Source organism: Anaerococcus sp. Marseille-Q7828, from assembly GCF_949769285.1.
In the GTDB taxonomy this organism is placed as follows: domain Bacteria; phylum Bacillota; class Clostridia; order Tissierellales; family Peptoniphilaceae; genus Anaerococcus.
Genome location: NZ_OX458331.1, coordinates 1,522,632 through 1,540,633, shown reverse-complemented (window position 1 = coordinate 1,540,633; position 18,002 = coordinate 1,522,632). Strand labels below are relative to the sequence as shown.

16 protein-coding genes are annotated in these 18,002 nt (G+C 33.8%); 12 read left to right on the top strand and 4 right to left on the bottom strand.

From position 1 onward, the window contains the following. Positions 1–7: 7 nt before the first annotated feature. Positions 8–817 (bottom strand): pyruvate, water dikinase regulatory protein, encoded by an 810-nt coding sequence (locus QNH69_RS07355; RefSeq protein ID WP_282929844.1) that lies wholly within the window; start codon positions 815–817, stop codon positions 8–10. 414 nt (positions 818–1,231) lie between these two features. On the opposite strand from QNH69_RS07355, the gene QNH69_RS07350 reads away from it, so the two are divergent. The 4 genes from QNH69_RS07350 to QNH69_RS07335 are packed head-to-tail and all read left to right on the top strand — an operon-like array spanning position 1,232 to position 5,823. Next, on the top strand, positions 1,232–3,871 hold the full coding sequence (locus QNH69_RS07350; RefSeq protein WP_282929843.1) for a valine--tRNA ligase: 2,640 nt from the start codon (positions 1,232–1,234) through the stop codon (positions 3,869–3,871). After that, positions 3,871–4,599, top strand: a complete 729-nt coding sequence (locus QNH69_RS07345) for a class I SAM-dependent methyltransferase (protein ID WP_282929842.1) — start codon at positions 3,871–3,873, stop codon at positions 4,597–4,599. Before QNH69_RS07350 ends, QNH69_RS07345 begins: the two co-directional genes overlap by 1 nt. Position 4,600: 1 nt before the next feature. Further along, positions 4,601–4,816, top strand: a complete 216-nt coding sequence (locus tag QNH69_RS07340) for a cold shock domain-containing protein (RefSeq protein WP_044564984.1) — start codon at positions 4,601–4,603, stop codon at positions 4,814–4,816. After that, a complete protein-coding gene (locus QNH69_RS07335) occupies positions 4,813–5,823 on the top strand; it encodes an alpha/beta hydrolase (protein ID WP_282929841.1) in 1,011 nt (336 codons plus the stop codon). Before QNH69_RS07340 ends, QNH69_RS07335 begins: the two co-directional genes overlap by 4 nt. A 28-nt stretch (positions 5,824–5,851) precedes the next feature. On the opposite strand, the gene QNH69_RS07330 is transcribed toward QNH69_RS07335, so the two are convergent. Further along, on the bottom strand, positions 5,852–6,151 hold the full coding sequence (locus tag QNH69_RS07330) for a rhodanese-like domain-containing protein (RefSeq protein WP_282929840.1): 300 nt from the start codon (positions 6,149–6,151) through the stop codon (positions 5,852–5,854). A 236-nt stretch (positions 6,152–6,387) separates the two neighbouring features. On the opposite strand from QNH69_RS07330, the gene QNH69_RS07325 reads away from it, so the two are divergent. The 5 genes from QNH69_RS07325 (at position 6,388) to QNH69_RS07305 (ending at position 10,197) form a co-directional block, all read left to right on the top strand. Beyond that, complete coding sequence (locus QNH69_RS07325; protein WP_282929839.1) at positions 6,388–7,053, top strand: DUF969 domain-containing protein; 666 nt, start codon at positions 6,388–6,390, stop codon at positions 7,051–7,053. Further along, positions 7,053–7,997: a DUF979 family protein gene (locus QNH69_RS07320; RefSeq protein WP_282929838.1), complete on the top strand. Its 945-nt coding sequence runs from the start codon at positions 7,053–7,055 to the stop codon at positions 7,995–7,997. The genes QNH69_RS07325 and QNH69_RS07320 overlap by 1 nt, the downstream gene beginning before the upstream one ends. A 9-nt stretch (positions 7,998–8,006) precedes the next feature. After that, positions 8,007–8,651 (top strand): pyroglutamyl-peptidase I, encoded by a 645-nt coding sequence (pcp, locus tag QNH69_RS07315; RefSeq protein WP_282929837.1) that lies wholly within the window; start codon positions 8,007–8,009, stop codon positions 8,649–8,651. A 96-nt stretch (positions 8,652–8,747) separates the two neighbouring features. Further along, positions 8,748–8,936 (top strand): hypothetical protein, encoded by a 189-nt coding sequence (locus QNH69_RS07310; RefSeq protein ID WP_282929836.1) that lies wholly within the window; start codon positions 8,748–8,750, stop codon positions 8,934–8,936. A gap of 112 nt (positions 8,937–9,048) precedes the next feature. After that, on the top strand, positions 9,049–10,197 hold the full coding sequence (locus QNH69_RS07305) for a CapA family protein (RefSeq protein ID WP_282929835.1): 1,149 nt from the start codon (positions 9,049–9,051) through the stop codon (positions 10,195–10,197). Between the two features lie 60 nt (positions 10,198–10,257). On the opposite strand, the gene QNH69_RS07300 is transcribed toward QNH69_RS07305, so the two are convergent. Both QNH69_RS07300 and QNH69_RS07295 read right to left on the bottom strand, forming a co-directional pair. Next, positions 10,258–10,530, bottom strand: coding sequence for a hypothetical protein (locus QNH69_RS07300; protein WP_282929834.1), 273 nt, complete (start codon positions 10,528–10,530; stop codon positions 10,258–10,260). A 122-nt stretch (positions 10,531–10,652) separates the two neighbouring features. Then, positions 10,653–12,587, bottom strand: a complete 1,935-nt coding sequence (locus tag QNH69_RS07295; RefSeq protein WP_282929833.1) for a 5'-nucleotidase C-terminal domain-containing protein — start codon at positions 12,585–12,587, stop codon at positions 10,653–10,655. A 184-nt stretch (positions 12,588–12,771) separates the two neighbouring features. On the opposite strand from QNH69_RS07295, the gene QNH69_RS07290 reads away from it, so the two are divergent. From QNH69_RS07290 to QNH69_RS07280, 3 genes are read left to right on the top strand one after another with little or no spacing between them, the layout of a single operon-like run. Continuing rightward, positions 12,772–14,523 (top strand): tellurite resistance TerB C-terminal domain-containing protein, encoded by a 1,752-nt coding sequence (locus QNH69_RS07290; RefSeq protein ID WP_282929832.1) that lies wholly within the window; start codon positions 12,772–12,774, stop codon positions 14,521–14,523. Then, positions 14,507–15,832: an ATP-binding protein gene (locus tag QNH69_RS07285; RefSeq protein ID WP_282929831.1), complete on the top strand. Its 1,326-nt coding sequence runs from the start codon at positions 14,507–14,509 to the stop codon at positions 15,830–15,832. Before QNH69_RS07290 ends, QNH69_RS07285 begins: the two co-directional genes overlap by 17 nt. Next, positions 15,829–17,931, top strand: coding sequence for a DEAD/DEAH box helicase (locus QNH69_RS07280; RefSeq protein ID WP_282929830.1), 2,103 nt, complete (start codon positions 15,829–15,831; stop codon positions 17,929–17,931). Before QNH69_RS07285 ends, QNH69_RS07280 begins: the two co-directional genes overlap by 4 nt. Positions 17,932–18,002 lie beyond the last annotated feature (71 nt).

Genomic DNA, 18,002 nt, shown 5'->3' with positions numbered 1-18,002 from the left:
TCTCCTTTCAATTAATAACTTTTTCAATATTACTGATGATATAATCGGATGTTTCTTCTATTGATTGATTAGTTACATCTATGATTTTACAATCCAAATCTCTCATTATTTCTTCAGCATAGGCTAGTTCTTTTTTGATATATTCTTCGTCACTATAAGTTGAGCTTTTGGATAAATGCATTACATTTAGCCTAGCTTTTCTAATTTGAGCTAATCTATCATAATCCATGGTTAAACCAAAGATTTTACTAGAATCAATCTCAAAGAGTTCTTTTGGAACCTTAGAATTTAGGACAAGTGGAACATTAGAAACTTTGTAGCCTATACTAGCAAGATATACTGAAAGTGGGGTTTTGGATGATCTTGAAACTCCAACTATACAAATATCACAATATTCTAGCCCCCTAAAATCCTTGCCATCGTCATATTTGATAGCAAAATCAATAGCATCAATTCTCTTTGAACTATGGTAAATCTTATCATCTTCTAAATAATCCTTATTAGTAGGGTGGATTCCTAGATAATTGCTAATTTTATTTAGCGAGTAGGATGTGAAGTCAATTGATAAGATAGAATAGTCCTTGCAAAATTCTTTTAGGGTTCTGTTATGGCCTGGGTTGTTTAGAGAATTAAAAATAATCTTTAGACCTCGATCTTTGCCAACTTCTTCGAGTATATTTTTAAGACTTATTTCATCATGGATATTTACATATAAGTTTTCTTTATAAGTAACATTAAATTTTTCCATAGCATTTCTGGATAGTTGAGTAATACCTACTCCATCTGTATCGGAAATAATGTAAACAAATAATTCCATAAATTTCACCTTTCTCTAACCCTATTGATATTATAACACAAAATTAAAATATGAAAACAATTGCTAGCAAATAATTTAACATATAATAGAAAAACAAGTTTCTAAACTAAAACTCTACATAATAAGCTGGCAAATATTTTCATAGAAGTGAAACTTTTTGACAAAAAAGATAAATGAAATATAATATTTTTAGTTAATAGGAAATATTAAAAGAGGAGTAGAAGGTAAGATTTTTTAGAGAGAAGATGGTTGGTGCAAATCTTTAAATTGACCCTTTGAAGGTTGCTTTTATTCATATTTCATGTGGCACGCATAAGTGCAAGAGAGAGTCTTTTTTTAAAAAAGAAATTTAGGTGGTAACGCGATAACTCGTCCTAGAGCTATTGCCTTGCCACTTTTTTTAAGGAGAAATTTATGGACACAAAATATAATCCTTTAGGATTTGAAAAAGAAATTTACCACAAGTGGGAAGATGGTGGTTACTTTAAGGCTGATGTAAACAAGGACAAAGAGCCATTTACTATAGTAATGCCACCACCAAATGTAACAGGACAACTTCACCTAGGCCATGCCTTAAACAATACTATCCAAGATATTATTATTCGCTATAAAAGAATGGCCGGATTTGAAGCTCTATGGATACCAGGAACAGACCATGCTTCTATATCTACAGAAGCAAAAGTTGTTGGTAAGATTCGTAGCGAAGGACATACAAAAAAAGAACTAGGCCGCGATAAGTTTCTAGAAGAAGCTTGGGCTTGGACAGAAAAATATGGTGGTACAATCAAAAAACAACTAAGGACAATAGGCGTTTCTTGCGATTGGGACTACGATAGCTTTACCATGGATGAGAACCTAACTCGTGCTGTCAAAAAAGTTTTCAAAAAAATGTACGATGATGGTCTAATCTATCAAGGAAATAGGATAGTAAACTGGGATGTAGAGGCTGAAACAGCTATATCTGATGCAGAAGTCTACCACGAAGAAAAAGAAGGAAATCTTTGGTATATTAAATACTTTTTTGAAGATAGCGAGGATTACATCACAATAGCAACTACACGTCCAGAAACTATGTTTGGCGACCTTGCAGTTGCTGTAAACCCAGAAGATCCTAGATTTAAGGATAAAATTGGCAAAAATGTAATACTCCCAATTGTCGGTAGAAAATTGCCAATAATAGAAGATTCCTATGTAGATATGGAATATGGTACAGGTTGTGTAAAGATAACCCCATCTCATGACCCAAATGACTTTGAAGTGGGAGCTCGCCACGACCTAGGTCAATGTGTAGTAATCGATACAAAGGGACATATAAAAGATGGCTATGGCAAGTATTCTGGATTAGAAAGGTATGAGGCTCGTAAGGCTTTAGTAGCTGAACTTGAAGAAGAAGGATATTTAGAAAAAATCGAAAGTCTAACTCATGCTGTAGGTTACAGTGAGAGGACAAATGTTGTAATCGAGCCACTTATATCAAAACAATGGTTTGTAAAAATGGATGGACTTGCTAAAATGGCTATTGATGCTTACGAAGATGGTGAACTTAAACTAATACCAGAATCACTTGGCAAAACCTACATGAACTGGTTAAACAACATTCGCGATTGGACTATATCTCGTCAACTATGGTGGGGACATAGATTGCCAGTATTCTATACCGATGATGGAGAAATAATAGTTTCAGAAGATGAGCCAGATGAACATGGAATGCTTGATGGTGTTCATGTGACCCAAGAAGAAGACACCCTAGATACTTGGTTCTCGTCAGCTCTATGGCCATTTGCAACACTTGGTTGGCCGGTAGAAAATGAGAAGCTAGACTTCTTCTTCCCAACAGATATCCTTGTAACAGGTTATGACATAATATTTTTCTGGGTAATCAGAATGGTGTTCTCATCCCTTTACACAACAGGCAAAGTGCCTTTTGACCACGTATTATTTACAGGCCTTATCCGCGATCCACAAGGACGCAAGATGAGTAAATCTCTTGGAAATGGTGTAGATCCAATCGAAGTTGTAGACCAATACGGTGCTGACGCCCTAAGATTTACCCTAATCACTGGCAATAGCCCGGGCAATGATATGCGCTATGATGAAAAAAGAATTGTAGCAAGCAGAAACTTTGCCAACAAACTTTGGAATGCAAGTCGTTTTGTACTAATGAACATAGAAGAAGGCGACGATTTAGACTTCTCAACAATCAAAAATCTAGAACTTGAAGATAAGTGGATACTAAAACGCCTAAACAATGTAATCGAAGAAGTTACAAAAAACCTAGAAAATTACGAAATAGGTCTAGCTGCATCTAGGATAGAAAATTTCATCTGGGAAGAATACTGCGACTGGTATATAGAATTTGCTAAGCTAAGACTTTACGGAGAAGATGAAGAGGCTAAGGCAGATGTTAAGAAAGTATTACTATATGTTCTAAACAAAATGATTGCCCTACTTCATCCATTTATGCCATTTATTACAGAAGAAATTTATTCTGCCCTACCAGACAAAAAAGACATGTTAATAGTTGAAGATTGGCCAAGCTTTGAAGAAAAATTTGAATTTATAAACGAAGAAGCTACAGTAAATTCAGCTATCGAAGCCATCACAGCAATTAGAAACCAAAGAGCAACTCTAAATGTAGGTGCAAAAACTAAACAAGATCTGATAATCCTTGCAGAAAATGAATCATATAAGAACTTACTAGATGAGCTTAAAGATCAATTTGTAAATCTTGCAAATGCTGGAGTTGTCAAAGTCTTATTAAAAGAAGAATTTAATGAAGACAAAGAAGGTCTTGTAAACCTTGTATTTAATGAATTCGCTGTTCTAATGAGTCTAGATGATTTGATGGATTACGATAAAGAAAGAGCTCGTCTAAATGATGAAATCAAGAGACTAGAAAGTGAAATAAAAAGAGCAAGTGGCAAACTAAACAATCAAAACTTCGTAAACAAGGCTCCAGAGGCCGTTGTTAACGAGGAACGTGAGAAACTTGCCAATTATGAAGATTTGCTAGAAAAAACCAAGGCTTCACTAGAAGAAATAAGAGATAAGTAATGTATGAAGATTTTTCCTATATATATGACAAACTAAGCTTTGATATAGAATATGAGAAATATGCTCAAAATATCTTAAGCTTGGTAGAAAAACATAATATAAAAAAAGATAAGATGCTAGAGCTTGCAGCAGGCTCTGGCATGCTTACAAATTTTTTCTTTGATGAATTTAAAGAAATAGATGCCCTAGACATATCAACAGATATGTTAAATGTATTTGCAGAAAAATACGACAATGACAATGTCAATTTGATTTACTATGACATGGTAGAATATGAAAATCCTGGAGCCTACGACCTGATAGTAATACTCCTAGATTCCATAAACTATGTGACAAATCCAAAAGATTTGAAGAAATTAATAGAAAACTGTTACAAAAACCTAAAAGAGCATGGGCTATTAATCTTAGATATTAATTCCGAGTATAAAATGCGTGAAATATTTGGCTCAAACTGCTATGTCTACGAATACGAAGATATATTCTACACCTGGGATAATTTCATGGAAGATGACCTAGTAGATATGCACCTAAATTTCTTTGTAGAAAATGAAGACGGTTCCTACAAAAGAATCTATGAATACCAACAAGAAAGGGTATATGAGAGGGAATATATAAAAAATATTTTACATCAAAAAGGATTTAAAGATGTCAAAATGTTTGACGAGGATACTATGGATAGGGTGGATGATCAAACGATGCGCATTCTATTTCAAGCAGTAAGGAAATGATATGGAAACAGGAATAGTTAAATTTTTTGATAATAAAAAAGGATATGGTTTTATTCAGTCATCTGATGGAATTGACTATTTTGTTCACTTTACAAGTATTATATCTGATGATGACTACAAAAAACTTGACCAAGGTGATAGGGTTTCTTTTGATGGAGAAGATGGGCCAAGGGGGCCTTCTGCTATCAATGTGAGAAAAATGGAGGATGATTTATGAGCGCAAAAACAATTTGGATTATAATAGCCTTATTAATTCTCTTTCCTCAATTTTATTACTTTAAAATTACTAGAGATTTTGAAGGGGTTAAGAATACTAGAAAGTATTTTATTAGGAATAAGAGAATTTTTGATGACCACCAAGAGATTTATCTTACAAATTATGATGGCCACGATATTTTTCTAAGGCTCTACGAAGTGGCAGATTCAAAGGCGATAGTACATATAATCCATGGCATGGCAGAGCATTCTTATAATTATATAGATTTTATAAAGTATCTAAATGCCAATGGGTTTACAGTCATTGCCCACGATCATAGGGGCCATGGTAAGAGTATTTCTGAAAAGTATCCAACTGGTTATATGAGACTTACAGAAGAAGTCATTAATGACGTCTATGCTGTAAATTCATTTGCTAGAGAAACTCATCCGGGCCTAAAAGTTTATATGATAGGACATTCTATGGGTTCTATGATTTCAAGACTTTACCTACAAAAGTATGACGACACTATAGATAAGCTAGTACTTACTGGAACTGTTGAACATAGCAAGGTTGCTGGATTTGGACTTTTTCTAGGTAATATTATTACTTTTTATTTCAACAAATATCAACCGGCTATCTTAAGCCCACTTTTGCCAGGTTTTAAGGGTGATGACACTTGGATTTCCTATAATATGGACAATGTTATTGACAAGAGAAATGATAAGCAAAGAGTCCAAACATTCTTAGAGCGTGGTGTGGTTGCAATTATAGATATGAATAATAAGATGTCAAAAGTTAGAAGATACATGGTGAAAAACCCAGATTTAGAAATCTTATCTGCAACAGGCGCAGATGACATAGTAACAGGATCTGATAAGGGCCTTGAAGATAGCATTAATACTCTTAAAAAAGCAGGCTATACAGATATTAACAATATAGTTTATGATCATATGCGTCATGAAATACTTAATGAAGAAGATAGGTCTATTGTTTACCAAGATATACTAGAATTTTTTAATATGTAGACTAAGGAAAGCTCCGATTGTGGAGCTTTTATTTTGTCAATTTATAATCGTAATAAGCCACTCCTGGAGCAATAATAATATCATCAATACCTGCTCCTTGTAAGATGGACGCGGCATAGGAGCTACGATTATTGGTCCTACAATGTAGTACTATTGGTTTATCTAAATTTCTAAATTCATCAATATGATCTGCAACTTCATCGTAGGGAATGTTAATAGCACCTTTGATATGACCAAGTTTGTATTCTTCTTTGCTTCTAACATCATAAATAACATAAGAATCCAAGTTATTTTCCAAGTCGATTCCGCTAATTTCTTTAAAGTTCATATTCTCCTCCTAAAAATAATATACTACATTTTATAATTGTATTTATAGGTAATATTTATTATAATTATACTGTAGTATTTATTTTCAAAATATGCTACAAGAGGTTAAAATCTTAACAAAGAACCTAGAAGATTCTATAAGGTTAATAATGAAAAACAATTAAAATAAAATTATAATTATTGACATTTTCTAGTTTTCATTTTAAGATTATATAAATATTTTAAAGGAGGATTTATATGGAATATTTAAAACTAATTGGTATTCTGATAATTGTACTTGGCTTTGTTTTCAAATTAAATATTGTTTTCACAGTTATTTTATCAGGATTTATCACAGCTTTAGTATCAGGAATTTCTATAGGAGAATTTCTTAGTATACTTGGCGAAAACTTTGTTAACCAGAGGATAGTAACCTTATTTATAATCACCTTGCCAGTAATAGGTCTATCTGAACAATTCGGATTAAAACAATCAGCAGAAAAAATAGTAAAAAAACGCGACAACCTTTCACCAGGAGCATTGTACAGTGTATATCTACTATTTAGGGAATTAGCAGGATTTTTCTCAATGAGAATTTATGGTCTTGTACAATTTGTTAGGCCAATCATATTCCCAATGGCAGAAGCATCTTATGAGAAACAAAATGGCAAATTAGAGAAAAAAGATAGCGAGAAATTAAAATCTAGAGCAGCTGCAATGGAAAACTTTGGTAACTTCTTTGCTCAAAATACCTTTATTGGTGCAGGCGGGGTTTTGCTAATAGTTGGTCAAATGGAATCTCTTGGATATCCTGTGACTAATGCTGATATTGCAGGCAAATCACTACCAATTGCTATCATTTGTTTAGTACTCGGTGTCATCAAAAACATCATTGATGATAAGAGAATGAAAGGGGGCAAATAATGACTATATTTGGAATGCCAGCTGAAGAATTCTTTGCGAAATTTTTGGAATTTATTTATGTACTAATTGGCCTACAATTTTTCTATACTGCTTACAGAGTTTTTAAGGCAGAGGATAATGATAAGAAAGTGACAACAATGGCTTTTTGGATAATACTTGGTGTATTATTTGCCTTTGGTAAGCTAATACCATCAATGGTATCAGGAGCACTTGTAGTAGTGATAGGAATTATTTCCTTAATCAATGGTATTGTAGTCAAAGGTGCAATAACTAATGATGAAGCTACAGAAGTTGAAGGATCAAACAGACTTGGTAACAAGATTTTCATACCAGTAATTGTTATGGCAGTCCTTGCAATAATCTTGGCAAAACTTATACCAGAATCAAGCTCATCAATCCTTGGTTTTACGGCAATTGTAGCCCTTGTAATTATAATGATTATGACAAAAACAAGTTTTGCAGGAATGATGAAACAATCAGATAGGATGGTTCAACAAGTTGGTGCAGTTGCAATACTTCCACAATTACTTGCGGCTCTTGGTGCAATCTTTGCGGCTGCAGGTGTAGGTGATGTAATAGCATCAATAATCGGTGGCATGATTCCAACTATTTCTCCATGGACTGGGTCTATTGCTTATGTCCTAGGCATGGTAATATTTACAGCTATAATGGGCAATGCCTTTGCGGCCTTTACTGTTATTACAGCAGGAATTGGAGTTCCATTTGTTATAGCTCAAGGTGCAGATCCAGCTATAGCGGCAGCTCTAGCAATGACAGCAGGCTATTGCGGTACTCTTCTAACACCAATGGCAGGAAACTTCAACGTACTACCAGTAGGCTTACTAGAGATGGAAGATAAAAATGGGGTAATAAAAGAACAGGCACTATTCTCTATACTTATGATAGTAGTTCACATACTATTGATGAGATTTTGGGCCTTTTAGGAGGTAATAATGAAAATATTAGTAACAGGATTTGATCCCTTTGGCGGAGAACCAACAAATCCAGCAATCGAATCTGTAAAAAGAATAGACGAAAATATCGAAGGAGCAGAGATAATAAAACTTGAAATACCAACAGTATTTCATAAGGCAGCTGATGTAGTTGAAGAAAAAATCAAAGAAGTTAAACCAGATGTAATCCTTTCAGTTGGCCAAGCTGGTGGAAGATATGGTATAACTGTAGAACGTGTTGCTATTAACGAAGATGATGCTCGCATAGAAGATAACGAAGGCAACCAACCAATAGATGTAAAAATAAGAGAAGATGGTGCGCCAGCTTATTTTGCCACTCTACCAATCAAAGCAATGGTAGAAGAAATCAAAAAAGAAAACATTCCAGCAAGCGTGTCAAATACAGCAGGTACTTTTGTATGTAACCACATCATGTACCAAGACCTATACCTAGCAGAAAAATATGGTGACATAAAAGCAGGATTTATCCACGTGCCATTTTTGACAGAACAAGTTGTAGATAAGCCTAACACAGCGTCAATGAGTCTTGAGGATATAGTAAAAGGTTTAAATGCAGCTATAAGAGCCATTGTAAAATACGATGACAAAAAAGATTTAAATATTACAGGTGGAGCAACACACTAGAAAAAGGACCCATTTGGGTCTTTTTTTGTGTGAGATTTTAATAAAAATGGGTAAAATAGATATAAGATAATCATTAAATATTCATAGGAGGATATTATGGTACAAGAAAATGAAAAAAAAGTTTTCGAAGCTGGTGATAATCAAACAGTAACAAAAAAATCAAACGAAGATGTTCCAATGAGCAATGGCGAAAACTGTGGTATTGTTGAATTCGAAGGTAAAAGAATCAACACATGTGATGGTGAAACCATAGTAGAAAATGGTTACGAAAGCCCAGATAGATAAAATAAATTTGTGAGATTAAACTGACTATAATATCAAATGATATTGTGGTCAGTTTTTTTAATTTCCACATAATCGTGATATAATGGTTAAAACTCTATTAGAAAGGTACCTTATGAAAAAAATTAAAAAATTTATCATTATAAGTTTGCTAAGTATATTTTCATTAGCTAATATAAACATAGCCAATGCAGCAAGTTCGGAAAAGCAAGACACAGATGTCAAAATGGCTCGCTTGTTTTTTGCTGGCGATGTTTTGCCACATATTAACTTTGATAACTATGCTAGAAACTATGGAGCAGGTGACTATAATTACGATAGACCATTTGAAAAATTAAAAGATTATGTATCAAAGAGCGATTATTTTATGGTCAATTGTGAATTTACAACCCATCCTGCCCTAGAACCTTCTGGTTACCCAACTTTTAACTCAAATGGGGATATCTTTAGAGCCTTAAGTGATATTGGCGTTGATGTTATAACTACAGCTAATAATCACTGTATGGATACTGGTCTAGATGGTCTGGACTACACGATAGATGCAATAAATAAAGCTGGCATTGAAAATGTTGGTACACAAAAAAATAGCGAAGATAAAAACTACTTGATCAAGGATATAAATGGGATCAAGGTAGGAATCCTTGCCTATGCTGAACAGTTAAATGGCTTTGAATACTTGCTAGATACAGCTGATAAGATAGCAAAAGTAAATATGATTGACGATGTACTTATAAGAAGAGATATTTCTAATGCCCTCAAGGATGGAGCAGAATTCATTATAATTTATCCTCACTGGGGAGTTGAATACCAATCCTACCCTGCAGAGTATCAAATTGAACTTGCTCACGATATGATTGATTGGGGTGCAGACATGGTCATTGGTAACCATCCTCACGTAATTCAACCAAGAGAAGAATACGAAGCAAAAGATGGGCGTAAGGGGATAATTTATTATTCATTAGGAAATCTCGTTTCCAATCAAAATCACAATAATTTTGATGGAGACTATAGGGTAGAACACGGTTTGTTGGTCGATACTATAATCTATAAAGGAGCTAATGATACAAAGGCAAAGATTTTAAATACGACCTATCATACTACCTGGGTAGGTACGATTTTTGATGATTATGGACTACTTAATAGGGCCTATGTGATAGATGAATACTTATATGGACAAAAAGATGATATTACAGAAGATGATAGGTATCTGATGGGAATAGCGGAATCTATGAACTATGATACAATGCATACCATTGTAAGATAAGGACAAAATAAAGGAGCTAGCAAAAATTGCTAGCTCTTTGTTTTTGATTTATTATTTAAATTAGTTATTTCCGTTTGCGTCATCAGCTGCATCTTCAGCGTCTGTTGCATCTTCTGCTGCATCATCAGCTTTTTCTGCTGCATCGTCAGCTTTTTCTGCTGCGTCATCAGCTTCTTTAGCTGCATCGTCAGCTGCTTTGTCAGCTTCGTCTTTTGCTGGTTCTTCTACTGCTGGTTCTGTTGTTGTTTCTGCTGGTTTTTCTTCAGCGTTGTTACCACAACCTGCAAATGCGAATGTACCTGCTAAAGCTAATGCTAATAGTTTTTTGTTCATCGTAATCTCCTTTCTTCCTTTGTGATGATAATTATATTTCTTAATGAGTCAAATGTCAAAGTTATATATAAATCATAAATAAATATAAAAAAAGCTCCTATTTTCATAAGAGCTTTTACTATCTATTTGCTTATATCTGTCATTCTTCCATCTGTGCTAGGATTTATTGTTCCATTTGCCTTGATAGCTTCTTCGAAGATATCAGAGATGAGTCCTCTTTCTTCGCTTCTTGTTTTGCCTTTAAACATTTCGTATCCATCTCCACCAATAGCCATAAAATCATTGGTTGCTAGTGAATAAGTTTTGTTTGGATCAAGAGCTTCGCCATTAACTAATACTTCTGTTACTTTACTACCAGCTTCTTTGCTTGAATCATATTTTACAGTCATACCAGCTATTTGTGGGAACTTACCAGCTTCGTTTGGAGTATCTGTTAGACCGTGTTCTAGGGCAGCTAGGATATCTGCACCTGTAATCTCGATTTTTACTAGGAAGTTGGTGAATGGGAATACTGTAAGTACATCACCTTTTGTAATGTCACCTTTTACTATTGAATCTCTTATGCCGCCACCATTTGTGATTGTAATATCTGCACCTATTGATTCTTTCATAGCATCAGCGATGAAATCGCCAAGGTTAGTTTCTTTTGTTCTAACATTGCCACGAACACCGTCAAGGTCGACATCTGTCATACCAACTTTTTGGCTTAATACATCTTTGTTTGCTTCACTGTATTTATTAATTACATCAAGAATTTCTTGGTTAGCATTGATGTGTTGCATTTTTTTGTAAGGATGGAGCTTAGCGAATTTTGCATTGACTTTATTATCCTTGTCTACAAGGAGTGTCACTTCACCAAGGTTGTAGCCGTGTGCTCCTGTTTGTGCAATAAGGGTTGTTTTTTCGATTTTTCCTTCGTCAAGTTGGCTGTGAGAGTGACCGTCTATGATTAGATCAATTCCATCAACATTGTCAGCTACTTTAGTAGATGTATCTTCACTTTCTTCATCTATACCAAGGTGAGTTAGGCAAACAACTATGTCAGCGCCATTGGCCTTTAAGTTTTCAACTTCTTTTTTTGCTACTTCTACTGGATCTTCAAATGTCAATCCTTCGGTATTTACTGGAGAAGACTTTGTCTTGGTTTCTGGAGTGGAAAGTCCGAATATACCAACTTTTACACCATTTATTTCAACAATTTGGCTAACATCAAGGATTTGATTGCCACTTTCATCAACTACATTAGAGCCAAGGATTGGGTAATTGGCAAGGTCTTTTAATTCTAGAAGTCTCTTATAGCCGTAGTTAAAGTCGTGGTTACCAGCTGTCATAGCTGTAAGTCCCATTTTATTAACTGCTTCGACAACACTTTGTCCTTGGGCAATATTTGCAAAAATTGTTCCGTGTAATGTATCTCCAGCATCTAGGAGGAGGGTATTATTATTTACATTTTTGTAATCATAGAAAGTTTTAATTTTAGCATAGCCGATTTCACCGTTTTTAGCGTTTTCTTCTACTCTGCCGTGTGTGTCATTGTAGTGGATTATGCTGATTTGTTTTAAGCCACGCATAGAATAAAGAAGATTAGTAGCTTCGTTATTTTCTGGGATAGATGAATTTAATAGTTCTGTTAGGGAACCTTTGATAGATTCAACTGTCTTTGGAGTTAGGTCAAAGAGCATAAATATTGCTTCTTGATAAACTTGGTTATCGAAAACTGATTGATCCAAATCTTTAATTGTTTTGGATTCGTTAGCTCTTTCTGGTCTGATAGTTTCAATCACATCTTTACTTTCTGCAAGAAGTGCATCTGATTCAGCGATTTGTTGGTTAAGAGTATCTTTGATATTTGCTGTTGTAGCAGGTGCATCTTTTAGTAACATTCTACTTGCTTTGTTAACAACGCTGTTGTTAAAGTATGAATTCTCAAATTCTACTTTTTCCGCCTCAGTCAAACTTGCTGCATAAGCAGGATTAAATCCAGCAAACAAGCTTGTAACGGAAAATGCTGTAGCAAAAGCAACTGTAAATAATAATTTTGATTTTTTGTTTTGCATATTTCCTCCTAATATATTTATTTACACTTCTATCATATAAAGTAAGTAAACATTTTGCAAGTAATACTTGTAAAAAAAGCTGATATTTTCTTATCAAATAGACTTTTTGAAGATTGCTAAATTTAAGGAAGTTTATTATAAGTCAAAGTATAATGATAAGTAAAGGTAAAAAGGAGGGGAGCTTATGGATTTTGATGATATAAAAAAGGTGATTAATGGAATGCTTAGTGACCTGAGTAAATTATCTAATGGAGAAAATAGGACTATTAAAAGAAAAATAGATTCATCAAATCTAAAAGGTGTGATTGATATAAGCCTAGATAAGGAAGAAAAAATCCCTAAAGAAAATTTCAATGAAAAACCACTCATCAAAGATTACAAGTATTGGATATTAAAGCTTGACCGATATTACAAAAATCCTGCCATGAGAGTATCTCAAGTTAATATTGACTCCTTGAAGACCTATGCTGACTTATGTGAGAGCTTGGAATATCACTTAAACAAAGAAGGAACAAGCATTGCAAGATTGGTATCAAGGTTAAGACGTGAGCAATTCTCATATGATATATATTATACAATTTATCTGATTGCAGAAAACACTGTCTTAAGTTTCTATAACCCGCTTTATAACAAATCTGCAGAAAAATCATATCAAATCATTGAAAATTCTATCTCAATAAAGGCTAGATATTTGCTAGAATCCAGAGCGCTGGAGCTTGCCAACCATCTTAAAAAGCCTGATAAGGAAACCAGAGAATATTTTAATCTTACTGACAATAATAAAGTTTCAACTTGGTGGGATAAAGATGGGCTTCTAAGAGAAAAATATAATATATCAAAAGATGAGGAAATAGCCATCAATCAAATATCTAAGCGCAACAATGTCCTTTGGAAAAATCCTCTTGTTGTGAAACTTCTCCTTGATATGTATTTATTTACATTGAGGAATATTTTTGACAATGATGACATTGATAGCATAAGTCTCATTAGAATTATGAAGCCTTACAAGCAATCAAAGCTTGCCCTAGAAAGTATATTAATTATTAGCGAGAAAAATATTAGAGAAGTTTTTACTTTCTTTAATAAGAGCAATCAAGCTAAGGCAGAAGAAAGCTTAGTGGAATTTGACGGTGGTAAACTCCTAGAATATATAGAAAAAATCCAAAAATCCTATATAAAAACCATAGACCCTAGCTTTATTAAAAAGATTTATGAAAATCATTTAAAAGAAAATCCTGGCAAAATAAAAGACTATGTAAATTATATGGAAAGGCTTGATTTAAAAGGGAAAATTTCTTTTATAGAAGAAATATCTACATTGGATAAATTCCCAAAGATTTTAGAAGCAACTGTAAAATCAGATAATACAGAAGATAGGATAATTGCCTTATATTATATATATAAACTTAATTATAATAAAAAATCACACGAAAATATATTATTTGAAATAATAAAAACTGAAAACTTTGACGATTTCTTATCTTTGGTAGAGTCGAAAAATATGGATTTAGCCACTTATGAAGAAATAAAATCACTGAATGAAAACAAAATAAAAAAAATAGAAGTTGATATAAATAGGATTGATAGGTCTAGGGATAATCTTAGTAAAACTATCAGTATGGTCAACGAATTCTTGGATGATGATAAGCCAGAAGAAGATTTTCCAGAAGATCCAAAAGAAGAAAACCAAGATAATGGTGGGAAATACCATGAGATTTTAAAAAAGATTTTAGAAAAAGGCTCTATGAGCAAAGAAGAGCTTTCTGACTTTGCTCTAGCTGATCAGCTAACTACAAACACCTTCCTAGGAAAGATAAATGATGAACTTTTTGATTATATAGGCGACCAAGCCTTAATGATAGAAGATGATAATGTTATTATTGACCCTTTTTATGTTGAAATGATAAAGGAGTACTTAGATGGCAACAAGAATTAACCCTAAAGAAGCAAATACTATTATAAAGTCTCTAGAAGGTGGGGTTGTCCCAAATATGGGAGTCCAACATCTTCTAGTTGGCAGGAATAGGGAAGTAGATGAACTTATAAAAATTTTGGACAATATCACTGATGGTGGTTCTGATATAAGGTTTTGGGTTGGAGATTTTGGTTCAGGTAAGAGCTTTATGTTAGCAACTATCGAACAAATTTCCCTAGGCAAAAACTTTGTAGTATCAAGCATAGATCTCACACCATCGAGGAGATTTTATGCTACAGATAGAAAGGCTGTTGCCCTATACACTGAAATTATAGACAATATAAAAACTAAAACTCAAAGAAGTGGAAATGTCCTTGAGATTATCATAGAGGAATGGATTAACCAATTGTCAAGTAAGATTGCAAGCGATAATTCAATAGATGTGATAGAAGTTTTAAAGGGAGAAAAAGAAGATCAAGTTATAAATGAGATATTAAATACCCTGGGAAGATTTAAGGCAGTTGGCCTATCCTATGAATTTGGCCAGGCACTAACAAAATATTACCAAGGCTTTGTAACTGGTAATAGACTCCTTAAAACAAATGCCATAAGATGGCTTAGGGGGGATATTACTACAAAAACAGAGGCTAAAAAAATACTTGGCATTAATCAAATAATAACAGATGATAATTGGTTTGATGCCCTCAAAAATATGAGTGAGCTATTTTTAGAAATTGGATTTGCAGGCTTTGTAGTTAATTTTGATGAAGCAGTGAATCTCTACAAACTCCCTTATGCTGTAACTCGTGAAAGAAACTACGAAAGAATTTTAAATATTTATAACGAGACTAAGTCCAATGAAGCTAGGGGCCTATTTGTAAACTTTGGTGCTACTAGAAAAACAGTATTTGATGAAAATAGGGGTATGTCTTCTTATGGAGCATTGAAGGGACGCCTTGGTAGCGAGGATAGTATGGATAGTAAACTTATAAATACCAATAGAACTGTCCTAGGCCTAAAACCACTTTCCAATGAAGAAATCTACACACTCTTGGAAAATTTGGTAAATATTTATAATGTGAATTATAAAGAGGCTATTACTATAAGCCAAGATCAGATTATAACCTGTATGGAAGGCCAACTAAATAGGCCAGGAGCAGATGAATTCCTAACTCCTCGTGCTGTCATAAAGGATTTTATAGAAATTCTTGATTTAAAAAGGCAAAATCCAGATGTCGAAATCACTGAGATTCTTTCCATGAAATTTAAAAATATAGTAGAAATAAGCAAAGATCCTGATGACAAAGATGATGAGATTGAGATAATATGACAGATGCTTACTCATTATTAAATAGGGATTTGAGGTTTTATATCCACGAAAAAGGCTGGCCAAAACTTACAAGAATACAAAATGCAGCTATTAAAACTTATTTTGCCAATGACAACAACCTAATCTTGTCAGCAGCAACTGCCCAGGGCAAGACTGAAGCTGTCTTTTTGCCAGCTATAAGTTCGATTGATGATTTTGATGACGGCCTAAAGATATTATATATTTCGCCACTCATAGCTCTAATTAATGATCAATTTAAACGAATCAATGATATGTGCTTGGATATGGATATAGCTATAACTGCTTGGCATGGCGAAGCTAGCAAGAGTAAAAAAGATGCCTTAATTGAAAACCCCAGAGGTATTGTACTAATCACCCCAGAATCTATAGAAGCACTCCTTTCTGGAAAATCAGATCTTGCAAAAAATCTACTCAAAGATGTTGAAGTAGTTATTGTTGATGAAATTCATAGCTTTTTATCAGGCAATAGAGGTCTTCAGTTAAAGTCTTTGCTTACTCGAATCTTACGTTATACTTATGAGAGCCCAAGGATGATTGGACTTTCTGCAACCATTGGTGAAGAAAATTATTCCTTAGCCAAAAACTTTTTTGCAAATGGCAGAGACACAAATATCATAGTCGATAAATCTAGAAATGATTTAGAAGTGACAATTGACTACTTTCCATCAGAAAATATTTCTTCAGATGCGATCAAAAAGATAAGTGCCTATGCTGATGATGGAGCCATGTTAGTTTTTCCCAATTCTAGGGATAAGGTTGAAACTTTTGCTGTTAAACTTAGTGAAGAATTTAAGGAGACTGGCAAAGATATTAGAGTCTTTGCCCACCATTCGTCAGTCAGCAAAAATAGGCGAAAAGAGATAGAAGATTTTGCCAAGAAAGCCAGGATGGAGCAATTTGTAATATGTGCAACATCAACCCTAGAGCTTGGCATAGATATTGGTGCTGTAACAAGTGTTTGCCAATATGGACCAAGTCATTCCGTCCTATCCCTAGCCCAAAGACTTGGCAGAAGCGGTAGAAAAACAAAAACTTCTATCCTCCACCAAATATCTGCAAATCCTTGGGACTTGCTAGAATCTCTGGCCACAATAAGTCTATATAAAGATGGGATCTTGGATAAGACGGAAGAAACTCACAAAGCCTATGATGTCTTTACCCACCAAGTACTTTCTACACTTTTAGAAAATTTTGGCCTAAGTATTGAAGAATACAAGTACCTCAATAAAACACTTTCGACATTTTCTGATATAAGTGATGAAGACTTTGCACAAATTAGCGAGCATTTGGCGAAAGAGGGATATATAGAAATCTTGGAAAATGAAGTAATAGCAGGAAGTGCCATAGAAAAGCTTATGAGTCGTGGTAATTTTTACAATCAATTTATAACAGGTGGTTCATACACTGTTTATAATGATAAGGCAAAGATAGGAGAAGTTGAAATTAGCCCAGAAATCCAAGTTGATACCAATATTTATCTGGCTGGATCTATCCGGAGAATTGAGCAAATTCTTAGTAAAAATAAAAAAATAATAGTCCAAAGAGCAGAGGCTGGCAAAGCTCCCAAATTTACCAGTATAGGGGATATGGATATTTCAGATATCATAAGAAATCGTATGAAAGAAATCCTAAAATATCCCGACAAATATAGTTTTGATGAACCAATAAACGAAATAGTTGGTGAGCTTAGAGAAGAATACACAGATGATGACTACCTATTTGTAGCAGAAAAAGATACGATATCTCTAAGGACTTTCAAAAACTCAAAAATTAATAGAAGCCTTGCCCTAATGCTAAATATTGCATCAAACAGCAAAGATTACTCAAATAACGAAACAGATTCCACTGTCATGGGACCAGAAATAATCAGATACTTCGATCAAATTAGAATAAATCCAATTGGAGAAGAGCAGATAACAAAATTCTTAGAAAAAGACCAAACATACATGGAATCTTTCTTAGGAGCAAATAAATACATGGTCCTAGTCCCTACAGACTTGAAAATTGATTATATTATAAAAAATAGCTTAGATATAAAAGGGACTTATGAATATCTTGGCATAAAAGCTGAAATTTAGATTCTTACAAAACTTGTAATTAAATTAATGAATAAAGCATGATATCCTATAATCACAAACAAAGGAGGATG

Excerpts from the sequence above, each read along its gene's own strand:
- QNH69_RS07355 (WP_282929844.1), bottom strand. The coding sequence starts at position 817 with ATGGAATTATTTGTTTACATTATTTCCGATACAGATGGAGTAGGTATT.
- QNH69_RS07350 (WP_282929843.1), top strand. The coding sequence starts at position 1,232 with ATGGACACAAAATATAATCCTTTAGGATTTGAAAAAGAAATTTACCAC.
- QNH69_RS07345 (WP_282929842.1), top strand. The coding sequence starts at position 3,871 with ATGTATGAAGATTTTTCCTATATATATGACAAACTAAGCTTTGATATA.
- QNH69_RS07340 (WP_044564984.1), top strand. The coding sequence starts at position 4,601 with ATGGAAACAGGAATAGTTAAATTTTTTGATAATAAAAAAGGATATGGT.
- QNH69_RS07335 (WP_282929841.1), top strand. The coding sequence starts at position 4,813 with ATGAGCGCAAAAACAATTTGGATTATAATAGCCTTATTAATTCTCTTT.
- QNH69_RS07330 (WP_282929840.1), bottom strand. The coding sequence starts at position 6,151 with ATGAACTTTAAAGAAATTAGCGGAATCGACTTGGAAAATAACTTGGAT.
- QNH69_RS07325 (WP_282929839.1), top strand. The coding sequence starts at position 6,388 with ATGGAATATTTAAAACTAATTGGTATTCTGATAATTGTACTTGGCTTT.
- QNH69_RS07320 (WP_282929838.1), top strand. The coding sequence starts at position 7,053 with ATGACTATATTTGGAATGCCAGCTGAAGAATTCTTTGCGAAATTTTTG.
- pcp (WP_282929837.1), top strand. The coding sequence starts at position 8,007 with ATGAAAATATTAGTAACAGGATTTGATCCCTTTGGCGGAGAACCAACA.
- QNH69_RS07310 (WP_282929836.1), top strand. The coding sequence starts at position 8,748 with ATGGTACAAGAAAATGAAAAAAAAGTTTTCGAAGCTGGTGATAATCAA.
- QNH69_RS07305 (WP_282929835.1), top strand. The coding sequence starts at position 9,049 with ATGAAAAAAATTAAAAAATTTATCATTATAAGTTTGCTAAGTATATTT.
- QNH69_RS07300 (WP_282929834.1), bottom strand. The coding sequence starts at position 10,530 with ATGAACAAAAAACTATTAGCATTAGCTTTAGCAGGTACATTCGCATTT.
- QNH69_RS07295 (WP_282929833.1), bottom strand. The coding sequence starts at position 12,587 with ATGCAAAACAAAAAATCAAAATTATTATTTACAGTTGCTTTTGCTACA.
- QNH69_RS07290 (WP_282929832.1), top strand. The coding sequence starts at position 12,772 with ATGGATTTTGATGATATAAAAAAGGTGATTAATGGAATGCTTAGTGAC.
- QNH69_RS07285 (WP_282929831.1), top strand. The coding sequence starts at position 14,507 with ATGGCAACAAGAATTAACCCTAAAGAAGCAAATACTATTATAAAGTCT.
- QNH69_RS07280 (WP_282929830.1), top strand. The coding sequence starts at position 15,829 with ATGACAGATGCTTACTCATTATTAAATAGGGATTTGAGGTTTTATATC.